This window comes from Brevibacterium sp. (genome assembly GCF_022712115.1).
Classification (GTDB): domain Bacteria; phylum Actinomycetota; class Actinomycetes; order Actinomycetales; family Brevibacteriaceae; genus Brevibacterium; species Brevibacterium salitolerans.
In genome coordinates this window covers 1-21,734 of the sequence record NZ_JALAHB010000269.1, presented here as the reverse complement: position 1 = coordinate 21,734, position 21,734 = coordinate 1, and the positions used below count along the sequence as shown (strand labels likewise).

Here is a 21,734-nt window from a genome sequence, read left to right as displayed (position 1 = left end):
CGAGCGCCGTGCTGGTCCCCGCCGGCAAGATCGCGATGGGCAAGATGAGCCAGGCCGTGGCCCACGGCGCGCCGCTGCTGGAGGTCGACGGCAACTTCGACGCCTGCCTGCCGCTGTGCCGCAAGCTGGCCGAGGCCTACCCCGTCCACCTCGTGAACTCGGTGAATCCTGACCGGATCGAGGGCCAGAAGACCGCGGCGTTCGAGATCGTCGACGCCCTGGGGGCGGCGCCGGACATCCACGTGCTGCCGGTGGGCAACGCCGGCAACATCACGGCCTACTGGAAGGGCTTCCGCGAGTACCGGGAGCTCGGGCTCGCGGGGTCCGTGCCGAAGATGTTCGGCTTCCAGGCGGCCGGCGCGGCCCCCATCGTCCTCGGGCACCCCGTGGACGAGCCGGAGACCGTCGCCACCGCCATCCGGATCGGCAATCCCGCCTCCTGGGAGCAGGCCGAGGCGGCCCGTGACGAGTCCGGCGGCCTCATCGACTCCGTGACGGATGCGGAGATCCTCGCCGCGCACCGCCTCCTGTCCTCCACGGAGGGCATCTTCGTGGAGCCGGGCTCCGCCGCCTCGGTCGCGGGCCTGCTCAAGGCCGCCGAGGCCGGACTGGTCCCCGCGGGATCGCTCGTCACCGTCACCGTCACCGGCCACGGCCTCAAGGATCCGCAGTGGGCCCTGAAGTCCGCGGACGGCGAGGACACCACGCCGGTCCGCGTTCCCGTCGACGCCGTGAGCGCGGCCCGGGCCCTGGGGCTCGAGGACGCATGAGCCGGCACACGGCGCCTCAGGGCTTCTCCGCGGAGATCGCCGTCCCGGCCACCTCGGCGAACCTGGGGGCGGGCTATGACTCGTTCGGCATGGCTCTGGCGATGCACGACACCGTCCGCGCAGCGATCGCCGGTGAGCCGGTGGACCCGGCACGGCGGGTGACCGTGACGGGCGAGGGTGAGGGCGAGGTGCCCAGTGACGCCTCGCACCTCATCCTCCGTGTCGCCTCCCAGGTGCTGGCCGCGCGCGAGGTCGCAGGGGGAGAGCGGCTCGTGCTCGAGTGCGAGAACCGCATCCCGCACTCCCGCGGGCTGGGCTCCTCCGCCGCCGCCGTGGTCGCGGGTATCTCCATCGCGGACGCGGTCTCCGTCGCCGCCGGCCTGCCGGAGCCCACGCCCGGGGAGAAGCTCGCCTGGGCGACGCACTTCGAGGGGCATCCGGACAATGCGGCCCCCGCTCTGTTCGGCGGCGTGACGGTGAGCTGGTACCCGGAGCCGGAGCGCGCACAGTCCATCTCGCTGCCGGTGCACGCGGACGTGCGCGCCGTCGTCGTGGTGCCGCACGCCCGGCTGGACACCGGGGTCGCCCGGGAGCTGCTGCCGGCCCGGGTGCCGCATGCCGACGCAGCGGCCAACTCGGCCATCGCCGGTCTCTTCGTGCACGCCGTCTGCCACGATCCCTCCCTCCTGTTCGAGGCCACGCGCGACCGGCTGCACCAGGAGTACAGGCGTCCGGCGATGGTGGGCTCGCTCGAGCGGATCGATGCGCTCCGGGAGTCCGGCCTCGCCGCCGTCGTCTCCGGCGCCGGCCCCACCGTCGCGGTGCTGGGCACGGGCGCGGACCTGGAGGCGCGCGTGCGGACCGTCCTCTCCGGCGACGACGCCGCCGTGATCGCCGCTCCGCTGGCGGAATCGGGGGCGTCGACGCTGCTCCTCAGGGGCACGGCTGCGTGAGCTGTGCCGCCGGGCGCGGATTTCGCCCAGCGCCCGGCGGCATGTACCATGAGGGTGTTCCGCCTGCAGTCAGTTCTTCTGCAGTCACCGCCTTCGCCGCGATGCTTTGCCGCGAAGACACGGTGTCAGCGTCTTCAGCTGTGCGGAGACATCCCAGTCGCACTCGGCTCTGACCGTTCCTGCGACTTTCATGAGCATCCGATCGATGCCATCCGCCGCTGTGCCCCCTGAGCGCTTCACTGCGTGGCAAGCCGCGCACAGCCGAACGAGGGAGAAGGAACCTTCGTGACCGAAACCACCACGAACGACAATGCAGCGCGTTCGGGAAGCCTGACCGCGCTCCGCCTGCCGCAGCTGCAGGAGATGGCGTCCGGTCTGGGGATCAAGGGCTACCGCAGGATGCGGAAGAGCGACCTGATCGAGGCCATCCAGTCCCAGGGCAGCGGTGCTCCCGCGGAGAAGCCGGCTGCTGCCTCCGAGACCCTGCAGACCGAGGGCTCGCAGGCCGAAGCCTCTGCAGCAGGTCGCCGCGGCTCCGGCCGCGGTTCGCGACCTGCCCGTGCGGAGAGGCCCGCAGAGCCTGCCGCGGAGCCCACCCGCGAGCAGGGTGCCGAGGCTCCCGCGGCGGAGGCGGCCGTGAAGGCTGCCGCCGAGCCCGTGAAGGACGCGCCCGAGGCAGAATCCGTGAAGACGGCCGAGCCCGCGACGACGGCGGAGTCCGCCGAGCAGACCGAGCGTCCCGCAGACTCCGAGGACGAGCGCGGCGAGGGTCGCCGCAGCCGTCGTCGCCGCGGCGACCGCGACGGCCAGGGCGGCAGGGACAGCCGCGAGCAGAACCGCGCGGACCGCGGCGAGAAGAGCGACCGGAACGACCGCGGCGAGAAGAGCGACCGGAACGAGCGGGGAGACCGCTCGGACAGGAACGAGCGGGGCGGCCGGAACGACCGTTCCGAGAGGAACGAGCGCAACGACCGCGGCGACCGGAACGAGCGGCGCGGCCGTGGTCGCGACCGCGATCGCGGCGACCGGAACCGCCGGGGCCGCGGCGACGACCAGCTGCGTCCCGACGACGTCCTCATCCCGGTGGGAGGCATCCTCGACGTCCACGACAACTACGCCTTCCTGCGCACCTCCGGCTACCTCTCCGGCCCCAACGACGTCTACGTCTCCGCGGGTCTCGTGAAGAAGAACGGCCTGCGCAAGGGCGACGCCGTCACCGGTGCCATCCGCAAGCCGCGCGACGGCGAGCGCCAGGGCAAGCGCGAGAAGTTCGACGCCCTCGTCCGCCTCGACTCCGTCAACGGCCTCAGCATCGAGGACGCCAAGCGGCGCGTGGAGTTCTCGAAGCTCACCCCGCTGTACCCGCAGGAGCGCCTGCGGCTGGAGACCACGTCGAAGACGATCGCCACGCGGATGATCGATCTCGTCAGCCCCATCGGCAAGGGACAGCGCGGCCTCATCGTCGCCCCGCCCAAGGCCGGCAAGACGACGATCATGCAGCAGATCGCCAACGCGATCACGGAGAACAACCCTGAGGTCCACCTCATGGTCGTCCTCGTGGACGAGCGCCCCGAGGAGGTCACCGACATGCAGCGCGCGGTGAAGGGCGAGGTCATCGCCTCGACCTTCGACCGCCCGGCCGACGCCCACACGACGATCGCGGAGCTCGCGATCGAGCGCGCCAAGCGCCTCGTGGAGATGGGCCAGGACGTCGTGGTGCTGCTGGACAACCTCACCCGCCTGGGCCGCGCCTACAACATCGCGCAGCCCGCGAGCGGCCGCATCCTCTCCGGCGGTGTGGACGCGAACGCGCTCTACCCACCCAAGAAGTTCTTCGGCGCGGCGCGCAACATCGAGGGCGGCGGTTCGCTCACCATCCTCGCCACGGCGCTCGTGGAGACCGGCTCCAAGATGGACGAGGTCATCTTCGAGGAGTTCAAGGGCACCGGCAACATGGAGCTGCGGCTGTCTCGTCAGCTGGCGGACAAGCGCATCTTCCCCGCCGTGGACGTCAACAGCTCGAGCACCCGCCGCGAGGAGAACCTCATGCGGCCGGAGGAGCGCAAGGTCATGTGGCAGCTGCGCCGCCTGCTCTCCGGACTGGAGCAGCAGCAGGCCGTCGAGCTGCTGCTGGACAAGCTCAAGGAGACCGGCTCCAACGCGGAGTTCCTCATGCAGGTGCACAAGACGACCCCGCTGCCCAAGTCGGCCGCGGACGAGCACTGAGCACGGGGTCGGCGGGCGTGGCGGAGGACGACCTCGCCGCACTGCAGGCCAGCGTGCGCTCCCTGCTCGACGAGCACGCGCGCGTCGAGCAGGAGCTCGCCGACCCCGCCGTCCACGCCAGCCCCGGCCGGGCCCGCGCGCTGACCAGGCGCTATGCGGAGCTCGACCGGGTCGCTCGCGTGTGGGCGCGGCTGCGGGCGCTGGACGAGGACCTCGCCGCAGGGCGCGAGCTCGCGGAGGATCCGGACTTCGCCGAGGAGTACGCGCAGCTGTGCGCGCAGGCGGAGACCGAGCGCCCCGCTCTCGTGGACGAGCTGCGTGAGCTCCTCGTGCCGCGGGATCCGGACGACGGGCGCGATGCGCTCCTCGAGATCCGCGCGGGGGAGGGCGGCGAGGAGTCCGCGCTCTTCGCCGGCGACCTCGCGCGGATGTACACGCGGTGGGCGGCGGCGCGGGGCTGGGTCGCCGAGATCCTCGACGAGAACCGCTCCGAGCTGGGCGGGGTCAAGGAGATGACCCTGGCGCTCAAGTCGTCCTCGGGCGGCGTCTACGGGCTCACGAAGTTCGAGGGTGGTGTCCACCGCGTCCAGCGCGTGCCGGTGACGGAGTCGCAGGGGAGGATCCACACCTCGGCCGTGGGCGTGCTGGTCTTCCCGGAGGCGGACGCCCCGGAAGAGGTCGAGCTCAGCGATGCGGATCTCCGCATCGACGTCTTCCGCTCCTCGGGTCCCGGCGGACAGTCCGTGAACACGACGGACTCCGCCGTGCGCGTGACGCACCTGCCCACGGGCATCACGGCGAGCTGCCAGAACGAGAAGTCGCAGCTGCAGAACAAGGAGGCGGCGCTGCGCATGCTGCGTGCCCGGATCCTCGCCGCCCGGGCGGAGGAGGCCGCGGCCGCGGAGTCCGCGCAGCGCAGGTCCCAGGTGCGCACGGTGGACCGCTCCGAGCGCATCCGCACCTACAACTTCCCGGAGAACCGGGTGACGGACCACCGCACCGGGTACAAGGCCCACAACCTCGATCAGGTGCTCGACGGCAGGCTCGACGAGGTCATCGCCTCGCTCACGGCCGCGGAGCGCGCCGAGCGCCTCGAGGGGATCGGGTGACGGAGGCCGGACGCGCGCCGGCCCTGCTGCGGGACGCGGAGGCCCTCCTGGCCCGTGCCGGGATCGACTCGCCCGGACCGGACGCGCTGACCCTCCTCGCACACGCCTGGTCCGTGCCGGAGCAGCGGGTGCGGCGGGCGCGGCTGTTCGACGAGGAGGTGCCCGGACCGGTGCACGCGGCCTTCGCCGGCCTCGTGGAGCGCAGGCGCGCCCGCGTGCCGCTGCAGCACCTCACCGGCACGGCGCACTTCCGCACCCTCCCGCAGCCGGAGGGCCCGGGGGTGATCGTGCCGCGGCCGGAGACCGAGCTCGTCGCCGAGGCCGCTCTCGCCGCACTGGCCGAGCTGCTCCCGGCGGGCGAGCCCGCCCGGGTCCTCGACCTGTGCACCGGCTCCGGCGCTCTGGGACTCGCGCTCGCGGCGGAGCGGCCGGGCACCCGCGCCGTGGGTGTCGAACGCGAGGCCACCGCCCTGGCCTGGGCGCGCCGCAGCGTCGCCGCGACCGCGGGGGAGCTGGAGGCCGCAGGCTCCGTGTTCCTCGTGGAGGCCGGTGACGCCGGGGACGCCGAGGACGTGGCCGGGATCTGCGCACGCACGCTGGGCGGACCGCCGCACCTCGTCGTCTCCAATCCTCCCTACGTCCTCAGCGACGGCACCACCACCGCGCCCGAGGCGGTCGTCCACGACCCCGCAGCCGCTCTCTGGGGCGGGGGAGAGGACGGGCTGGAGGTCCCGTTCCGCGTGATCACGGCCTCGGCCGCGGTCCTGGCGCCCGGCGGGATCCTCGTCATGGAGCATGCGGACGTCCAGGGTGAGGGCGTGAGGACCCTCATGCTGGAAGCGGGCTTCGCGGACCCGTGCACGCGCCCGGACTACACTGGGCGAGATCGATTCACCCTGGCTGTGCGCCGGGCCTAGACCCGCGCAGCCGCCTCACTCATGGGAAGAGAGCCGCATCCGATGTCACGGACCTTCGACATCCGCAACGAGCAGGTGCGCGAGCTGATCCTCGAGACGACCTCGCGGGTCGTCCGGGACGGCGAGCTGATCGTCATCCCCACGGACACGGTGTACGGGATCGGGGCGGACGCCTTCAGCCCTCGTGCCGTGGCCGCCCTGCTCGAGGCCAAGGGCAGGGGACGCGAGTTCCCGCCGCCCGTCCTCGTCAAGGATCCGAGTGTCGTCATGGCGCTCGCGGACAGGGTGGATCCGCGGACCACCGCCCTCACGGAGGCGTTCTGGCCCGGCCCCCTCACCCTGATCTGCCATTCCCAGCCCATGCTGGACTGGGACCTCGGCGACGCACAGGGCACCGTGGCGCTGCGCATGCCCGACGACCCGGACGCGCTGGCGCTGCTGGCGGAGACGGGTCCGCTGGCGGTCTCCAGCGCCAACACGCACGGGGACCCCGCCGCGGAGACCATCGAGGAGGCCGAGGCGATGCTGGGGGAGAAGGTCTCCGTCTACCTCGACGCGGGACCGCGCAGCGGCCAGGGCTCCTCGACCATCGTGGACATGACGGTGGAGCCGCCCCGCATCCTCCGGGACGGTCCGCTCACCGCCGCCGCGCTCCAGGCCGTCGTGCCGGAGATCGCACCGCTGGACGGCTGAGTGCGCGCCTACCTCTTCGTCCTCCTCGTCTCCGCGCTCATCTCCTACCTGCTCACCCCCATGGTCAGGAGGATCGCGGAGCGGGGCCTCATCTTCTCGCCGCTGCGCGAGCGGGACGTGCACTCCGTGCCCACGCCCCGCCTGGGCGGCGTCGCGATGTTCGCCGGCGTGATGGGCGGGCTCCTGCTGGCCTCGCAGACCCCGTTCCTCGCCCGGGTGTTCGACGAACCCGGTCCGGTGATCGGCATCGCGGGGGCGGCCGCGCTGCTCTGCCTGCTGGGCGTCGTCGACGACATCTGGGACCTCCACTGGTCGACCAAGCTCGCGGGGCAGGCGCTGGCCGCCGGATTCATGGCCCTCATGGGCGTGAGCCTCCTGTCGATCCCGCTCGGCGGGGTGATCATCGGCTCGCCGCGGATGTCCGTGGCGCTCACGGTCCTGGTCGTGCTCATCTCCATCAACGCCGTGAACTTCGTCGACGGCCTCGACGGCCTCGCCGCCGGAGTGGTGTCGATCGGCGGGGCGGCCTTCTTCGTCTACAGCTACGGCCTCGCCGTCGACGCGACGCCGGACAGCTACGCGAACCTCGCCTCGCTCATCGTCGCGGTGCTGGTAGGCGCATGCATCGGCTTCCTGCCGCACAACTTCAACCCGGCGCGGATCTTCATGGGCGACTCCGGCTCCATGCTCATCGGCCTCCTGCTCGCCGCCTCCACCATCCGTGTGACGGGACAGGTGGATCCCGCGCTCCTCACGCAGGAGCGCGCCTTCGCCGCGGCGATGCCCATCATCCTGCCGGTGGCGGTGATGGCGCTGCCGCTGCTGGACCTGGGGCTGGCGGTGCTGCGGCGGATGCTCGCCGGGAAGTCGCCGTTCTCCGCGGACGCCAAGCACCTCCACCACCGGATGCTGCGGCTGGGGCACTCGCACGCCCGCGCCGTGCTCCTGCTCTACCTCTGGACGGCGATCTTCGCATTCGGCTCCGTCTCGTTCCTCATGTTCCGCGCCTCGCACGTGCTGCCGGTGCTCGGAGCGCTCGTCCTCATCACCCTCGGACTCACGTTCTACCCGCTGGGCCGTCGCCTGGCCGCAAAGGAGAAGGCATGAACCCGCACAGCGATCCCTCGGAGACGGGCGGACAGCCGCACGCAGGGGAGACGGAGGTCCAGGCCGCCTGGCGGCGGGTCTACCGCTCCCTCCTCGTCCGCGGCTCCCTCCTCGTCCTCGCCATCCTCGTGCTGGGGGGCGGTGCCGGCTGGCTGTTCGTGGGGCGCGAGGGACTCTACGGCGGGCTCGTGGGCGGCGGGATCGCCGCGGTCTTCCTGCTCGTGTCCTTCGTCGTCGTCTATCTGGGGCGCAACCTCTCCATGCAGATGCTGGCCGGGGCGCTCGGGATCGGCTTCCTCTTCAAGGCGTTCCTCTTCATGATCCTGATCTCCCGGCTCGCGGGAGCGCCGTGGCTGAACGGGACGACGGCCTTCCTCACGATCGTCGCCGCCGTCATCGCGACCTCGCTGCTCGACGTGCTCACCGTGGCCCGCGCGCGGATCCCCTACGCGGACCCGGAGGCGCGGTGACTCCGGTGGTGACTCCGGCGGTGACGCCGGCGATGACTCCGACCGCGGCGTCCGGGGGAGACGGGAAGACCCCCGTGCGCCCGCCTCGGGAACGCCCGCGGGACGCATGCCCGCGCGGGACAGGGCCGTTTGTCTACAGCTTGTCGAAATTTGTGTGCCGACTCAGAGTCTTGGTAGAGTCTCCAACGGTGTTCAAGGCGCTCACGGGCGTCGCGGACGGCTCCAACGGAGCGGTCAAGCTCGGACCTGGTCGAGATTCTCCTCCCGCTCCGCTGACCGGACCGACATGCTCTTTTCCGACGACCGGCCCGATGGTCTGCCATCGGCGTTCTACTGGGAGTGAAATCTGAACGTGGGAATCCTGACTGCTGCCCCCGGCACTCTCCTCGCATCCGCAAGCCACGACGAGGGCGGCTTCCACGCGCCCAGCATGGCGGAGTTCTTCCCGCCGGCGGTGCTCTTCGAGGGCACGGCCTTCGAGCTCAACCGCGTGATGCTCATCCGCATCCTCGCCGTCGTGGTGCTGGTGGTTCTCCTGGCCCTGTGGGCGAAGCGGATGAAGCTCATCCCCTCCCGCTTCCAGTCGTCGATGGAGATGGTGATGGAGTTCGTCACCGTGGGCATCGCGGAGAACACCATGGGGAAGACGAACGCGAAGAAGTACATGCCGCTCATCGTGACGCTGTTCTTCCTGGTCCTCTTCACGAACATCACGAAGCTGATCCCGTTCCTCAACATGCCGGGCACCGGCGTGATCGGCCTCCCGCTGGTCCTCGCGCTCGTCGTCTACGTGACCTACCACTGGGCGGGCGTGAGGGAGAAGGGCGTCGGGGGCTACCTCAAGTCGGCTCTGATCCTGCCCGGCGTCCCGCCGGTCATGCACGTCCTGCTGATCCCCATCGAGTTCCTCACCAAGTTCGTGATCCAGCCGTTCACACTGACGCTGCGGCTCTTCGCGAACATGATGGTGGGACACCTCCTGCTGGTGCTCTGCTTCTCCGCGACCTCCTTCCTGCTCTTCAGCGCGGACTTCGCGCTGAAGCCGCTGGGTCTGGTCACGATCGCAGGCGGATTCTTCGTCTACCTGCTCGAGATCCTCATCTGCGTCCTGCAGGCATACATCTTCGCGCTGCTCGCCTGCGTGTACATCGATTCTGCGGTCGCGGAGGAGCACTGAGCGTGCACCGAGCGATCGGCTCCTGACTGTCACTCGCGTGTGACCCTTCCGGGCCAACCCCCCGGATCGCTTATGAAAGGAAGCAATATCCATGGATATTCTCGCTGAAGTCTCCGGCTCGCTGTCGACGGTGGGCTACGGCCTCGCCGCCATCGGCCCGGGCATCGGTGTGGGCATCGTGATCGGCAAGACGATCGAGGGCACCGCGCGTCAGCCGGAGCTGGCCGGCCAGCTCCGCGGCAACATGTTCCTCGGCATCGCGCTGATCGAGGCGCTCGCGCTCATCGGCATCGCCACGCCGTTCTTCCTGCCCTGATCGCTCAAGGAGACAGTCATATGACTCTGGACATCATCGCCGCGGAGGGGGAGTCGAACCCGCTCCTCCCCGCGACCTATGACATCGTCTGGAGTGCGCTCTGCCTCATCGTCGTCTTCGTCGTCGTGTGGAAGTTCGTCCTTCCCGCCTTCAACAAGACGCTTGACGAACGCAGCGAACGCATCCAAGGCGGCATCGAGAAGGCGGAGCGGATCCAGGCCGAGGCCGATTCCGCTCTCGCCGAGTACCAGAAACAGCTCGCCGACGGCCGTGCAGAGGCCGCTCGACTCCGTGCCGAGGCACAGGAGGAGGGCGCGCAGATCATCGCGGAGATGAAGCAGCAGGCCACCGAGGAGGCTGAGCGGATCGCTGCGCAGGCCAAGGTGCAGATCGAGGCCGAGCGTCAGGCCGCCATGGTCTCGCTCCGCGCGGAGGTCGGCGGCCTCGCCACCGACCTCGCCTCCCGCATCGTCGGCGAGTCGCTCAGCGACGACGGCCGCGCCGCGGGTGTCGTCGACCGCTTCATCGCCGACCTCGAGGCGAGTGCGCCCGCGCAGACGAGCGTCGCTTCGAAGGAGGTCTGATGCTGCAGTCGAGCAGAATGTCCCTGCAGCAGACGGCGGAGAGCGTCGAGGCGCGGATCGCGGCGGAACCCGCGTCCGCGCGGGAGCTCGGCACCGATCTGCTCAGCATCGTCTCCGTTCTCGCCGGCGACGTGTCGCTGCGCAAGGCGCTCGCGGACGCGTCCAACGACGCGGAAGGCAAGCGGGCGCTCGTGGAGGGTCTCTTCACGGGCCAGGTCGCAGCAGGGGCCGTCGCGGTGGTCGCCGAGGCCGCGGGGCGCCGGTGGGTGCGCCCGCAGGACTTCGTGACGGCGGTGGAGAGCGCCGGCGTGACCGCGATCGCAGCCGCGGCGCAGTCGGAGAGCCGTCTGGGCCGGGTCGAGGAGGAGCTCTTCCGCTTCGCCCGCACCGTGGAGGCCGAGCACGAGCTCGGCTGGGCCCTGGCCTCGCCGGCCCCGGCGGACAGCAAGCGCGCTCTCGTCGCAGATCTGCTCGGCTCGAAGGCTGCGGAGGAGACCGTTCTCCTCGCCCAGCAGGCGGTCGCCCATCCGCGCGGTGTGCGCGCCTCGGAGGCCCTCGGCCGGTACGGCGAGATCCTCGCCGCACGGCAGAACCGCTCCGTCGCAGAGGTCACGGTCGCCCAGCCGCTCTCCGCCGCACAGCAGGAGAGGCTCGCGGGCGTGCTGTCACGGACGTACGGCCGTGAGCTGCAGCTCAATCTGATCGTCGATCCGGACGTCGTGGGCGGCGTCCGCGTCCAGGTCGGCGACGAGGTCGTGAGCGGCACCATCGCAGACCGACTCGCGGACGTCCGCCGCCGGCTCGCCGGCTGAGGCGCAGGACACAGACTCAACCGACGCTGCGCTGAGCAGTCGCAGCCTCGCAGACATCCAAGGAAGCAGGGAAACCGCAATGGCGGAACTGACAATTCGCCCGGAGGAGATCCGGGACGCACTGGGGAAGTTCGTCGAGTCGTACTCGCCCCAGTCCGGTGACAAGACCGAGGTCGGCAAGGTCGTGACGGCCGGAGACGGCATCGCCCAGGTCTCCGGTCTGCCCGGGACCATGGCCAACGAGCTGCTGCGCTTCGAGGACGGCACCCTCGGCCTCGCACAGAACCTCGACGAGCGGGAGATCGGCGTCGTCATCCTCGGCGACCCGGCCTCCATCGCGGAGGAGCAGAGCGTCTACCGCACGGGTGAGGTGCTCTCCGTGCCCGTGGGCGACGGCTTCCTCGGCCGCGTGGTCGATCCGCTCGGCAACCCGGTGGACGGCCTCGGCGAGATCGAGGCGGAGAGCCGCCGCGAGCTCGAGCTGCAGGCTGCCGGCGTGATGGACCGCAAGGAGGTCAAGGAGCCGCTGCAGACCGGGATGAAGTCCATCGACTCCATGATCCCGATCGGCCGCGGCCAGCGTCAGCTCATCATCGGCGACCGCAAGACCGGCAAGACCGCGATCGCGATCGACACGATCCTCAACCAGAAGGCGAACTGGGAGTCCGGCGACCCCACGAAGCAGGTGCGCTGCATCTACGTGGCCTGCGGTCAGAAGGGCTCGACGATCGCCTCCGTGAAGCGCACGCTGGAAGAGGCCGGCGCGATGGAGTACACGACCATCGTGTCCTCGCCCGCCTCGGACCCGGCCGGCTTCAAGTACCTGGCCCCGTACGCGGGCTCCGCGATCGGCCAGCACTGGATGTACCAGGGCAAGCACGTCCTCATCGTCTTCGACGACCTGTCCAAGCAGGCCGAGGCCTACCGTGCGATCTCCCTGCTCCTGCGTCGTCCGCCGGGCCGCGAGGCCTACCCGGGTGACGTGTTCTACCTGCACTCCCGCCTGCTCGAGCGCTGCGCGAAGCTCTCCGACGAGCTGGGCGGCGGTTCGATGACCGGTCTGCCGATCATCGAGACCAAGGCGAACGACGTGGGTGCGTTCATCCCCACCAACGTCATCTCGATCACCGACGGTCAGATCTTCCTCCAGTCGGACCTGTTCAACTCCGGGCAGCGCCCGGCGGTGGACGTGGGCGTCTCCGTGTCCCGCGTGGGCGGTTCCGCGCAGACGAAGCCGCTGCGCGGCGTCTCCGGCACGCTGAAGATCTCGCTGGCCCAGTACCGCTCGCTCGAGGCGTTCGCGATGTTCGCTTCGGACCTCGATGCCGCCACGCGGCAGCAGCTCGATCGCGGTGCGCGCCTCATGGAGCTGCTCAAGCAGCCCCAGTACTCGCCCATGTCGGCGGAGAAGCAGACCGTCTCGATCTGGATGGGATCCGAGGGCCACCTCGACTCGATCCCGGTCGAGGACGTCCTGCGCTTCGAGGCGGAGTTCCACGACTACCTCGAGCGCAAGACCGAGCTGCTGCAGACCATCGCCGGTCAGAAGGACAAGCTGAGCAAGGATCAGCTCGCTGAGCTGACCGCCGCGGTGAAGGACTTCTCCGCGGGCTTCCAGACGTCCGATTCCGCCGCTGCCGGCTCCGAGGCCGTCAGCGCCGCTGACGAGTCCGAGGTCCAGCAGGAGCAGATCGTCAAGCAGAAGCGGTGAGCGCGACCGTGACGAGCCGGACGGAAAGGACGTAACAGATGGGCGCACAGCAGAGGGTCTACAAGGCGAAGATCAGCTCGACCTCGTCCCTGCGCAAGATCTTCAAGGCGATGGAGCTCATCGCGGCCTCCCGCATCCAGAAGGCGGTTGCGCGGGCCCAGGCCGCAAGTCCCTATGCCCGGGAGATCACCCGCGCGGTGTCGGTGCTCGCCACGCAGTCGAACGTGGACCACACGCTCACGACGGAGCCGAAGACCATCGAGCGCGCGGCGGTCGTCGTCATCGGCCCGGACCGCGGGTTCGCGGGGGCCTACTCGGCGAACGTCATCCGCGAGGCGGAGGAGCTCATCGCGCTGCTGCGCGAGGAGGGCAAGGACGTCGCGCTCTTCACCGTGGGCCGGAAGGCGGAGACCTACTACACCTTCCGCGACCGTGACATCGCCCGCTCCTGGACCGGCTTCTCGGAGTCGCCCACGGGCGAGCACGCACGCGAGATCGGTGAGGCGCTGCTCGCGGCCTTCGGCACGGACGCGGCCGACGGGGGAGTCGACGAGATCTACCTCGTCTCCACCGTCTACCGCAACGCCGTGGACCGCCAGCCCGAGTACAGGCGGCTCATCCCCCTCGAGGTCGTCGAGGAGGAGGTCGGCGGCACGTCCGCGGCAGGCTCCGCCTCCACCGAGGTCTTCCCGCTGTACGAGTTCGAGCCGGATGCCGCTCAGGTGCTCGACGCGCTGCTCCCGCGGTACGTCGACTCGCGCATCCTCTCGGCGCTGCTGAGTGCTTCCGCCGCGGAGCAGGCAGCTCGTCAGCAGGCCATGAAGACCGCGACGGACAACGCCGACGACCTCATCCGGACCTACACCCGCCTGGCCAACTCGGCCCGTCAGGCCGAGATCACGCAGGAGATCTCCGAGATCGTGGGCGGCGCGGACGCGCTGGCGGCGTCCGGAGCCGACGACTGATCACGGCGCCCCAGGCCCAAGAGAGCAGAAGAGAAAGCAGATATGACAGCCACAGTTACGGAAGCCCCCCAGGTGCAGGGGACCGTGGGCAGGATCACGAGGGTCATCGGACCCGTCGTGGACATCGAGTTCCCGCTCGACTCCGTGCCCTCCATCTACAACGCTCTGAAGACCGAGGTGACGCTCTCCGAGGGCGTCCGGAACATCACGCTCGAGGTCGAACTGCAGCTGGGCAACGGCATCGTCCGTGCCATCTCCCTGCAGCCCACCGACGGCATGGTCCGCGGCCAGGAGGTCGTCGACACGGGTGCGCCCATCAGCGTGCCCGTGGGCGACGTGACCAAGGGCAAGGTCTTCAACACCGTGGGCGAGGTCCTCAACGACTCGATGCTCTCGGAGCCCTACGAGATCACCGAGCGCTGGCCCATCCACCGTCAGGCGCCCTCCTTCGACCAGCTGGAGTCCAAGACCCAGATGTTCGAGACGGGCATCAAGGTCATCGACCTGCTCACCCCGTACGTGCAGGGCGGCAAGATCGGCCTGTTCGGCGGCGCCGGTGTGGGCAAGACGGTGCTCATCCAGGAGATGATCACCCGTGTGGCCCAGGATCACGGCGGCGTCTCCGTGTTCGCCGGTGTGGGTGAGCGCACCCGTGAGGGCAACGACCTCATCTTCGAGATGGACGAGTCCGGCGTGCTGGACAAGACGGCCCTCGTGTTCGGCCAGATGGACGAGCCGCCGGGCACGCGTCTGCGCGTGGCGCTCACCGGTCTGACCATGGCGGAGTACTTCCGCGATGTGCAGAACCAGGACGTGCTGCTCTTCATCGACAACATCTTCCGCTTCACCCAGGCGGGCTCCGAGGTCTCGACGCTGCTGGGCCGCATGCCCTCGGCCGTGGGCTACCAGCCCACGCTGGCGGACGAGATGGGTGTGCTCCAGGAGCGCATCACCTCGACCCGCGGCAACTCGATCACCTCCCTCCAGGCGATCTACGTTCCTGCAGACGCCTACACGGACCCCGCTCCGGCGACGACGTTCGCGCACCTGGATGCGACGACCGAGCTCAACCGCGACATCGCCTCGCGCGGCCTCTACCCGGCCGTGGACCCGCTGACGTCGTCCTCCCGCATCCTCGACCCGCAGGTCGTGGGCGAGGAGCACTACACGGTCGCCAACCGGGTGAAGGCCATCCTGCAGAAGAACAAGGAGCTCCAGGACATCATCGCGATCCTGGGCGTGGACGAGCTCTCCGAGGAGGACAAGCTCACGGTGCACCGCGCGCGGCGCATCGAGCAGTTCCTCTCGCAGAACACGTACACGGCTCTGCAGTTCACCGGCGTGGAGGGTTCGACAGTGCCGATCAAGGACACGATCGAGGGCTTCCGCGGCATCTGCGACGGCGAGTACGACCACATCCCGGAGCAGTGCTTCTTCAACGTCGGTCCCATCGAGGACGTGCTGCGCAACTACGACGAGCTCCAGAAGGAGAACTGATCCATGGCTCTCCTCGATGTCGCCGTCGTCTCCGCCGAGAAGGAGGTCTGGAGCGGTCAGGCCTCCCGCGTCGTGGCCCGCACCACCGAGGGCGAGATCGGCATCCTCTCCGGCCATGAGCCCCTCATGGGGCTCGTGGCCGGGGGTGAGGTCCGCATCCTCACCGAGGAGGGGAAGACCGTCCGTGCGCAGGCCGAAGGGGGCTTCCTCTCCGTCGCCAACGACAGGGTCTCCGTCGTCGCGGACGCCGCTGAGATCACGCAGATCCTCGACTGACCGCGCTCGGACAGGACTGGACCGCCGTGCTCGCCTCCGCGCTGCTGATCATTCTGCTCTCATCAGTGGGCGCAGCCGTGGTCGTGTCCGTCCTGTTCACTCTCAGGCGCCGGTCGCTCACTCGAGCGGCCGGCGCCTTCGACTGCTCCGCGGAGGTCCTCGGGAGGACGGCCCGCTGGCGGCTGGGCGTCGCCGTGTACGGCATCTCCGCCCTGGACTGGTACCCGGTCTTCAGCCTCCGGCCCCATCCGAGCTTCACGTTCCCGCGGGCAGATCTCGAGATCGTCGACAGGCGTGCGCCGGGCACGGACGAGCAGTACTCGATGCTCCCGGACGCGTATGTCATCGAGTGCCGCTACGATGTCTTCCGCGGCTCGCCCAAGTCGATCCGCCTCGCGCTCGACGCGGAGGCCCTCGCGGGTCTCGCCTCGTGGCTCGAGTCCGCGCCTCCCGGCGCCAACCACTCGATGGGACGGTTCACATGATGGAAGTCTTCGCAATCGACGGGCCTGCCGCCCTCCGCGGTGAGATCGTGGTCCGAGGCGCGAAGAACTCCGTCCTCAAACTCATGGCGGCGACGCTGCTGGCACCCGGCCGTTCCGTCATCTCCAATGTCCCGGCCATCGCCGATGTGCGGATCATGTGCGAGCTGCTCCGGCGGCTGGGCTGCGGGATCGACTACGACGCCGCGGCGGGCACCGTGGCCGTCGAGGTGCCCACGGAGGTCGGTATCACGGCCGACTACGAGCTCGTCCGGCTCATGCGCGCCTCGATCTCCGTCCTGGGTCCGCTGGTGGGCCGGATGCACGCGGCCGAGGTCGCGGTGCCCGGCGGGGACGCCATCGGCTCGCGCGGGCTCGACATGCACCAGCACGGGCTGGAGAGGCTGGGCGCGCAGGTAACGCTGGAGCACGGCTACTTCGTGGCCTCGGCCCCTGCCGGCCTGCGCGGCGCGGAGATCGAGCTGCCCTTCCCGTCCGTCGGGGCGACTGAGAATCTCGTGATGGCGGCGGTGCTCGCGGCGGGGGAGACTGTGGTGGAGAACGCCGCACGGGAGCCGGAGATCGTCGACATCTGCCGCATGCTCGTCGCGATGGGCGCCCGCATCGAGGGGATCGGCACCTCGCGGCTCGTCGTCACGGGTGTGGAGTCGCTGGCTCCCGTCTCCCACCGCTGCGTGGGTGACAGGATCGTCGCCGGGACCTGGGCGTTCGCGGCCGTGGCGACGGGCGGCGACATCGGCATCCGGGGCGTGCCGCAGGCCCTGCTGCCCAATGTCCTCGACAAGCTCGCGGAGGCGGGCGGCCGTATCGAGGATCTGCCCGGCACGGACTCGCAGGGCTCGGCCACCGCGGAGGCACCCGGCTTCCGCGTGCGCGGTCCGCGGCGTCCGCAGCCCATTCACGTGTCCACGCTGCCCTTCCCCGGCTTCCCCACGGATCTGCAGCCCTTCGTCATCGCGCTGAACTCCGTCGCGGACGGGGTGGGGCTGCTCACGGAGAACCTGTTCGAGGCCCGCTGGCGCTTCGTCAACGAGCTCTCACGGCTGGGTGCCAAGGTGAGCATCGACGGCAACCACGCTCTCGTGACCGGGGTGGAGAGTCTGTCCGGAGCCGAGGTGGAGGCGAGCGACATCCGCGCGGGCGCGGGCCTGGTGCTCGCCGGACTGCTGGCGCACGGCCGGACCGAGGTCTCCGGGGTGGACCACATCGACCGGGGCTACGAGGACTTCGTCCCCAAGCTCAGGGCGCTCGGGGCCTCCATCAGCCGTATCGAGAAGCCGGAGCCGGACTTCCTCTGAGGCGCAGCTCTCAGGCGCGCGAAAGCTCAGGCCGCACACGGCAACTGCGTGTGCGGCCTGAGCTTTCGTGACAGTCAGAAGAGGCGGGTCTCCGGGTCGTCCATGCCGCGGAGCGCGTCGTAGTCGAGGGTGACGCAGCGGATGCCGCGGTCCTCCGCGAGCGTGCGGGCCTGCGGCTTGATCTCCTGTGCGGCGAAGACGCCGGTGACGGGGGAGAGAGCGGGGTCCCGGTTCATGAGCTCGAGGTAGCGTGTGAGCTGCTCGACGCCGTCGATCCCGCCGCGGCGCTTGATCTCCACGGCGACGGAGGCGCCCGCGGCATCGCGGGCGAGGATGTCCACCGGACCGATCGCCGTCATGTACTCGCGGCGCACCGTCGTGAACCCGTCGCCCAGCGTCTCGATGTGTGCGGCGAGGAGCTCCTGCAGGTGCGCCTCGACTCCGTCCTTGATGAGGCCGGGGTCCGTGCCGAGCTCGTGCGCGACGTCCTCGAACACCTCGGCGATGGAGATGACGAGCGAATCGTCCGTCTTCCTGTGGCTGACGGTCCAGACCTGCGTGAAGCCGGCCTCGGCCTGCTCTGGGGTGGGTTCGCTCTCACGGAGCGTGCACGGGGGCGTCATCCAGTTGAGCGGCTTGTAGGAGCCGCCGTCGGAATGGACGAGCACGCTGCCGTCCGCCTTGATCATCAGGACCCTCGTGGCCAGGGGCAGGTGGGCCGTGAGCCTGCCTGCGTAGTCGACCTGGCACTTCGCTATCACCACTCGCACGGTCCACCACCCTACGGCACGGCGGGCGCGTGAGAGAATTCCGGCATGCCTCGTTCGTCGTCATCCCGCAGGTCAAACAAGTGGCAGCGCGAAAGGCGTGAGCTCTCCACCGGCTTCGCCACGCGCCGCCGGGTGGACGACGCCTCGGACGGCCAGTGGATCGTCCAGGAGGTGAGCGGGAACGGCAGCGGCAAGACCTACACCTGCCCCGGGTGCAACCAGACGCTGACGGCCTCCGTCCCGCACACGGTGGCGTGGCGGGAGGAAGCCGGCTACGGGATCAGCATCGGGCCGGGAGCGCGGAGGCACTGGCACACCTCGTGCTTCCGCTCCCGGCGCAGGTGAGGCGCAGAGAAGGCGCCCCCGCAGACCGCGAATGCCTGCCGCCGCTCCGGGCGCAGGGGAAACGGGTCAGCGCGGGCGCCTCGGCTCAGCGCAGGCGGTTGCCGGGCTGCTGAGCCCCGCGCAGGGAGGCGTCGGAGTTCTGCTGAGGCATCTCCTGCGTGGCGTCGTCCTCGTCCTCATCGGACTCGCCGGTGCCCTCGTCCGTGTCGGCTGAGCCCTCGGCGTCCGCATCGGCTGCGTCCGAGGCCCGCGTCTCCTCCTCGACGGTGTCCTCGGCCGTCGCGGTCTCGTCGTCCGCGTCGGGGCCCTCTGTAACGTCCTCGGCGTCCTCCAGACCCGCCTCCTGCCTGAGCCGGTCGAGTTCGTCGGCGCCCGCGATCCGCTCGGTGGGCACCGCACCGGCGGCGACCCGCTCCGGGCTCGGCGGCTGCTCCGCGTCCGTGACCGGCAGCAGGCCCGGGACGGCGAACATCGAACGCAGCTGATCCAGCTGCGCGGCGATCGTCTTGCGCTGCTTGGTGAGCAGGTCCACCTGGGACTGTGCGGCCTGGACGTTCCGGCGGGCCTCGGCCTGCGACTCCTCGATCGTGGCCTCGGCCGTCTGCCGGGCTTCGCTGATGAGCGTCTGCGCCCGCTTCTTGCCGTCGGCGATGATGGTGTCGGCCTGTTCGACAGCCTCGGCGCGGGTGCGCTCGGCCTGCTCCGAGGCGGCCTTCGCATCCGCCTCCGCGCTCTCAGCGCGGGCGCGGGCCTCGGCGATCAGCTCGTCGTTCGCGGCCTTGGTCTTCTCGAAGCGCTCCTTCTCCGCCGCCTCGAACTCGCTGCGGCGGGTGGCGAGCTCGAGCTCCAGCGCCTCGGCCCGCTTGGTCGTCTCCGTCTCCCGCTGCTTGGCCGCGGCGAGGAGCTCGTCGACCTCCTGCTGGGTCTTCGCCCGCAGCGCGTCCGTCTCGCTCTTCGCCTCGGCCCGGAGTTCGTCGACCTCCTGCTGCGCTGCGGCACGCAGCTCCTCGGTCTCCCGCTGGGCGGTGCTGCGGAGCTCGTCCACCTCCTGCTGCGTCGTCTCGCGCAGTGCGTCGGTCTCCTGCTTGGCTTCGCTGCGCAGCCGGGCGCACTCCTCCTCGGCCGTCGCGCGGGCGCTGGCGAGCTCGCGGTCGAACGCCTCGCGCTCGTCCTTCGTCTCAGCGGCGGCGGTCTCGCGGATCCGATCGGCCTCGCGCTGCGCGGTCTCGACGATCTCCGCCGCCTTGTTCTCGGCAGCCGTGACGGTCTCGGAGGCCCGCAGCTCCGCCGAGGAGGTGATCGCCTCGGCCTCGGAGCGCGCGGAATTCAGCGTGTCGTTGGCCTCGGTGTGCATGCGGGCCCGCTGTCCGGCGGCATCGGCACGGGCCTTGTTGCGGATGGTCTCCGCGTCCGCCGTGGCCTGGGCGAGGGTCTCGCGGGCCTGCGACTCTGCGATCTTGAGCAGGTGGTCGATGCGGGTGCCGGGCGCTCCGTCCGCGTCTCCGGCCTCGCTCGTGGCCTTCTTCAGCTGCGCCTTGGCCTCCGACAGCTCACCGGCCACCTGCAGCTTGGCGCGGTCGGCGGCGACCACCTGGCTGCGTGCGTCCTTGAGCGCCTTGCGGAGGGAGTCGATCTCCGTCCGCAGCTGGCCGAAGCGCGTGTCGACCTCGTTCTTCTCGTACCCCCGCATCGCAGTGCGGAACTCCTCTGGCGGCGTCACCGTGTCTCCCGTCGTGTCAAGAACGCATCCGTTCACCGGACCTGCTGCCGGACCCGTGCAGGCTCCCCGCGGTGCAGGTCGCCCCGTGGATCCGGACACCTCCTCCCACTCTAGTCGTCCGATCCTGACGACGGGGTCAGAGTCGGCGGGCCCGGACCCGGGGGCCCGGACGCGTGCGCGGGCGGTCGGATACGCTGGGCGGAGTATGACCAGCGGCACATGCCCGGTCGCCCGGTGCGGGCGCTCCGGGGCTGAGACGGAGGAGGAGAAATGACGGAAGCCGTCATCGTGGGTGGTTCGCGGACCCCGTTCGGGAAGATGTCCGGGGCGCTCGGTGCGCTCAGCGCGGTGGACCTGGGCGCGCACGCCATCAAGGGCGCACTGGACCGGTCCGGCGTCGCACCGGCGGACGTGGGCTACGTGATCATGGGCCAGGTGCTGCAGGCCGGCTGCGGGCAGGGCCCCGGCAGGCAGGCGGCCGTGCAGGCCGGCATCCCCATGGACGTCCCCGGGATCACGATCAACAAGCTCTGCCTCTCCGGCATCAACGCGATCGCGCAGGCGGCGCTGCTGGTCCGCGCCGGCGAGTACGACATCGTCGTGGCCGGCGGGCAGGAGTCCATGACGAACGCGCCCCACCTCCTGGAGAAGTCCCGCGCCGGCTACAAGTACGGCACGGTGCAGGTGCGCGACCACATGGACTACGACGGTCTCTGGGACGCCTTCACCGATCAGGCGATGGGCGGTCTGACGGAGTCCGCCAACAATGCCGACGGCGGAGACCGGGCGTTCACCCGGGAGGAGCAGGACGCGTTCGCGGCGGCCTCGCACCAGAAGGCGGCCGCGGCGCAGGAGGCGGGCCGCTTCGAAAACGAGATCACCCCCGTGACGCTGCGCTCCCGCAAGGGGGAGACCGTCGTCTCCGCGGACGAGGGCGTGCGCGCCTCCTCCACCGCGGAGTCGCTGGCCGGGCTGCGGCCGGCCTTCCGCAAGGACGGCACGATCACGGCCGGCAACGCCTCGCAGATCTCGGACGGTGCCGTCGCCGTCGTCATCGCCTCCAAGGAGAAGGCACTCGAGCTCGGCCTGCCCATCCTCGCGGAGATCGGGGCACACGGCTGGACCGCGGGCCCGGACTCCTCGCTGCAGCACCAGCCCTCGCAGGCGATCCGCGCGGCGGCTCAGCGGCAGGGCGTGGCGGCGGACTCCTTCGACCTCTACGAGATCAACGAGGCCTTCGCGGCCGTGGGACTCGCCTCCACCGCGGATCTGGGCGTGGATGCGGAGAAGGTGAACGTCAACGGCGGTGCGATCGCGCTGGGACACCCGATCGGGGCCTCGGGCGCGCGCATCGTCCTCGACCTCGTCCTGGAGCTGGGCCGCCGAGGCGGAGGCACCGGCGTGGCCGCGCTCTGCGGCGGCGGCGGACAGGGCGATGCCCTCGTCGTCACGGTCCCGGGGGAGTGAGCGGACATGCTCCTGGCATTCTCAGTGGCACCGTCCGGCGGTCCGGCT

Annotated in this window: 22 protein-coding genes; 20 read left to right on the top strand and 2 right to left on the bottom strand. The window is 70.4% G+C overall.

Annotation, left to right across the window (positions count from 1 at the left end; translation table 11 throughout):
• From thrC to murA, 18 genes are all read left to right on the top strand, one after another.
• Positions 1 to 770 (top strand): threonine synthase (gene thrC, locus Q0A33_RS16060; RefSeq protein ID WP_291799221.1); only part of this gene is annotated, 770 nt, incomplete at its 5' end.
• Positions 767 to 1,723 carry a homoserine kinase gene (gene thrB / locus Q0A33_RS16055; RefSeq protein ID WP_291799218.1) on the top strand — a complete coding sequence of 319 codons (957 nt, stop codon included), beginning with the start codon at positions 767 to 769 and terminating at the stop codon, positions 1,721 to 1,723. The genes thrC and thrB, both read left to right, overlap by 4 nt.
• 285 nt (positions 1,724 to 2,008) lie before the next feature.
• Positions 2,009 to 3,949 (top strand): transcription termination factor Rho, encoded by a 1,941-nt coding sequence (rho, locus tag Q0A33_RS16050; RefSeq protein ID WP_291799215.1) that lies wholly within the window; start codon positions 2,009 to 2,011, stop codon positions 3,947 to 3,949.
• A 17-nt stretch (positions 3,950 to 3,966) separates the two neighbouring features.
• Entirely contained in the window at positions 3,967 to 5,058 is a 1,092-nt protein-coding gene (prfA, locus tag Q0A33_RS16045; protein WP_291799212.1) for a peptide chain release factor 1, read from the top strand.
• On the top strand, positions 5,055 to 5,975 hold the full coding sequence (locus Q0A33_RS16040) for a peptide chain release factor N(5)-glutamine methyltransferase (RefSeq protein ID WP_291799210.1): 921 nt from the start codon (positions 5,055 to 5,057) through the stop codon (positions 5,973 to 5,975). The genes prfA and Q0A33_RS16040 overlap by 4 nt, the downstream gene beginning before the upstream one ends.
• A 42-nt stretch (positions 5,976 to 6,017) precedes the next feature.
• Positions 6,018 to 6,668: an L-threonylcarbamoyladenylate synthase gene (locus Q0A33_RS16035; RefSeq protein ID WP_291799206.1), complete on the top strand. Its 651-nt coding sequence runs from the start codon at positions 6,018 to 6,020 to the stop codon at positions 6,666 to 6,668.
• The gene (locus Q0A33_RS16030) at positions 6,669 to 7,775 is read left to right on the top strand and encodes an MraY family glycosyltransferase (protein WP_291799202.1); all 1,107 of its coding nucleotides are present in this window, start codon (positions 6,669 to 6,671) and stop codon (positions 7,773 to 7,775) included.
• The gene (locus Q0A33_RS16025; RefSeq protein ID WP_291799199.1) at positions 7,772 to 8,245 is read left to right on the top strand and encodes a hypothetical protein; all 474 of its coding nucleotides are present in this window, start codon (positions 7,772 to 7,774) and stop codon (positions 8,243 to 8,245) included. The genes Q0A33_RS16030 and Q0A33_RS16025 overlap by 4 nt, the downstream gene beginning before the upstream one ends.
• Positions 8,246 to 8,597: 352 nt before the next feature.
• Positions 8,598 to 9,422 carry a F0F1 ATP synthase subunit A gene (gene atpB / locus Q0A33_RS16020; protein ID WP_344334679.1) on the top strand — a complete coding sequence of 275 codons (825 nt, stop codon included), beginning with the start codon at positions 8,598 to 8,600 and terminating at the stop codon, positions 9,420 to 9,422.
• 91 nt (positions 9,423 to 9,513) lie between these two features.
• Positions 9,514 to 9,738 carry a F0F1 ATP synthase subunit C gene (gene atpE / locus Q0A33_RS16015; RefSeq protein WP_291799196.1) on the top strand — a complete coding sequence of 75 codons (225 nt, stop codon included), beginning with the start codon at positions 9,514 to 9,516 and terminating at the stop codon, positions 9,736 to 9,738.
• Positions 9,739 to 9,758: 20 nt separating this feature from the next.
• Complete coding sequence (locus tag Q0A33_RS16010; protein ID WP_291799193.1) at positions 9,759 to 10,322, top strand: F0F1 ATP synthase subunit B; 564 nt, start codon at positions 9,759 to 9,761, stop codon at positions 10,320 to 10,322.
• Entirely contained in the window at positions 10,322 to 11,134 is an 813-nt protein-coding gene (locus tag Q0A33_RS16005) for a F0F1 ATP synthase subunit delta (RefSeq protein WP_291799190.1), read from the top strand. The genes Q0A33_RS16010 and Q0A33_RS16005 overlap by 1 nt, the downstream gene beginning before the upstream one ends.
• A 79-nt stretch (positions 11,135 to 11,213) precedes the next feature.
• A complete protein-coding gene (gene atpA, locus Q0A33_RS16000; RefSeq protein ID WP_291799188.1) occupies positions 11,214 to 12,845 on the top strand; it encodes a F0F1 ATP synthase subunit alpha in 1,632 nt (543 codons plus the stop codon).
• Between the two features lie 38 nt (positions 12,846 to 12,883).
• Positions 12,884 to 13,810: a F0F1 ATP synthase subunit gamma gene (locus Q0A33_RS15995; protein ID WP_291799185.1), complete on the top strand. Its 927-nt coding sequence runs from the start codon at positions 12,884 to 12,886 to the stop codon at positions 13,808 to 13,810.
• A gap of 42 nt (positions 13,811 to 13,852) precedes the next feature.
• The gene (atpD, locus tag Q0A33_RS15990) at positions 13,853 to 15,307 is read left to right on the top strand and encodes a F0F1 ATP synthase subunit beta (RefSeq protein ID WP_291799183.1); all 1,455 of its coding nucleotides are present in this window, start codon (positions 13,853 to 13,855) and stop codon (positions 15,305 to 15,307) included.
• Positions 15,308 to 15,310: 3 nt separating this feature from the next.
• Positions 15,311 to 15,583 carry a F0F1 ATP synthase subunit epsilon gene (locus Q0A33_RS15985; protein ID WP_291799180.1) on the top strand — a complete coding sequence of 91 codons (273 nt, stop codon included), beginning with the start codon at positions 15,311 to 15,313 and terminating at the stop codon, positions 15,581 to 15,583.
• 65 nt (positions 15,584 to 15,648) lie between these two features.
• On the top strand, positions 15,649 to 16,068 hold the full coding sequence (locus Q0A33_RS15980; protein WP_291799177.1) for a DUF2550 domain-containing protein: 420 nt from the start codon (positions 15,649 to 15,651) through the stop codon (positions 16,066 to 16,068).
• Positions 16,068 to 17,384: a UDP-N-acetylglucosamine 1-carboxyvinyltransferase gene (gene murA / locus Q0A33_RS15975; RefSeq protein WP_291799175.1), complete on the top strand. Its 1,317-nt coding sequence runs from the start codon at positions 16,068 to 16,070 to the stop codon at positions 17,382 to 17,384. Before Q0A33_RS15980 ends, murA begins: the two co-directional genes overlap by 1 nt.
• A 74-nt stretch (positions 17,385 to 17,458) precedes the next feature.
• On the opposite strand, the gene nucS is transcribed toward murA, so the two are convergent.
• Positions 17,459 to 18,154 (bottom strand): endonuclease NucS, encoded by a 696-nt coding sequence (gene nucS / locus Q0A33_RS15970; protein ID WP_291799172.1) that lies wholly within the window; start codon positions 18,152 to 18,154, stop codon positions 17,459 to 17,461.
• Positions 18,155 to 18,199: 45 nt separating this feature from the next.
• Between nucS and Q0A33_RS15965 the strand changes: the two genes are divergently transcribed.
• Entirely contained in the window at positions 18,200 to 18,499 is a 300-nt protein-coding gene (locus Q0A33_RS15965) for a hypothetical protein (RefSeq protein ID WP_291799169.1), read from the top strand.
• A gap of 85 nt (positions 18,500 to 18,584) precedes the next feature.
• Here the strand turns inward: Q0A33_RS15965 and Q0A33_RS15960 are convergent, their stop codons facing one another.
• Complete coding sequence (locus tag Q0A33_RS15960; RefSeq protein WP_291799166.1) at positions 18,585 to 20,219, bottom strand: cell division protein; 1,635 nt, start codon at positions 20,217 to 20,219, stop codon at positions 18,585 to 18,587.
• A gap of 270 nt (positions 20,220 to 20,489) precedes the next feature.
• Here Q0A33_RS15960 and Q0A33_RS15955 point away from each other — a divergent pair, with 270 nt between their 5' ends.
• Complete coding sequence (locus tag Q0A33_RS15955) at positions 20,490 to 21,686, top strand: acetyl-CoA C-acetyltransferase (RefSeq protein WP_291799163.1); 1,197 nt, start codon at positions 20,490 to 20,492, stop codon at positions 21,684 to 21,686.
• The last annotated feature ends 48 nt before the right edge of the window (positions 21,687 to 21,734 follow it).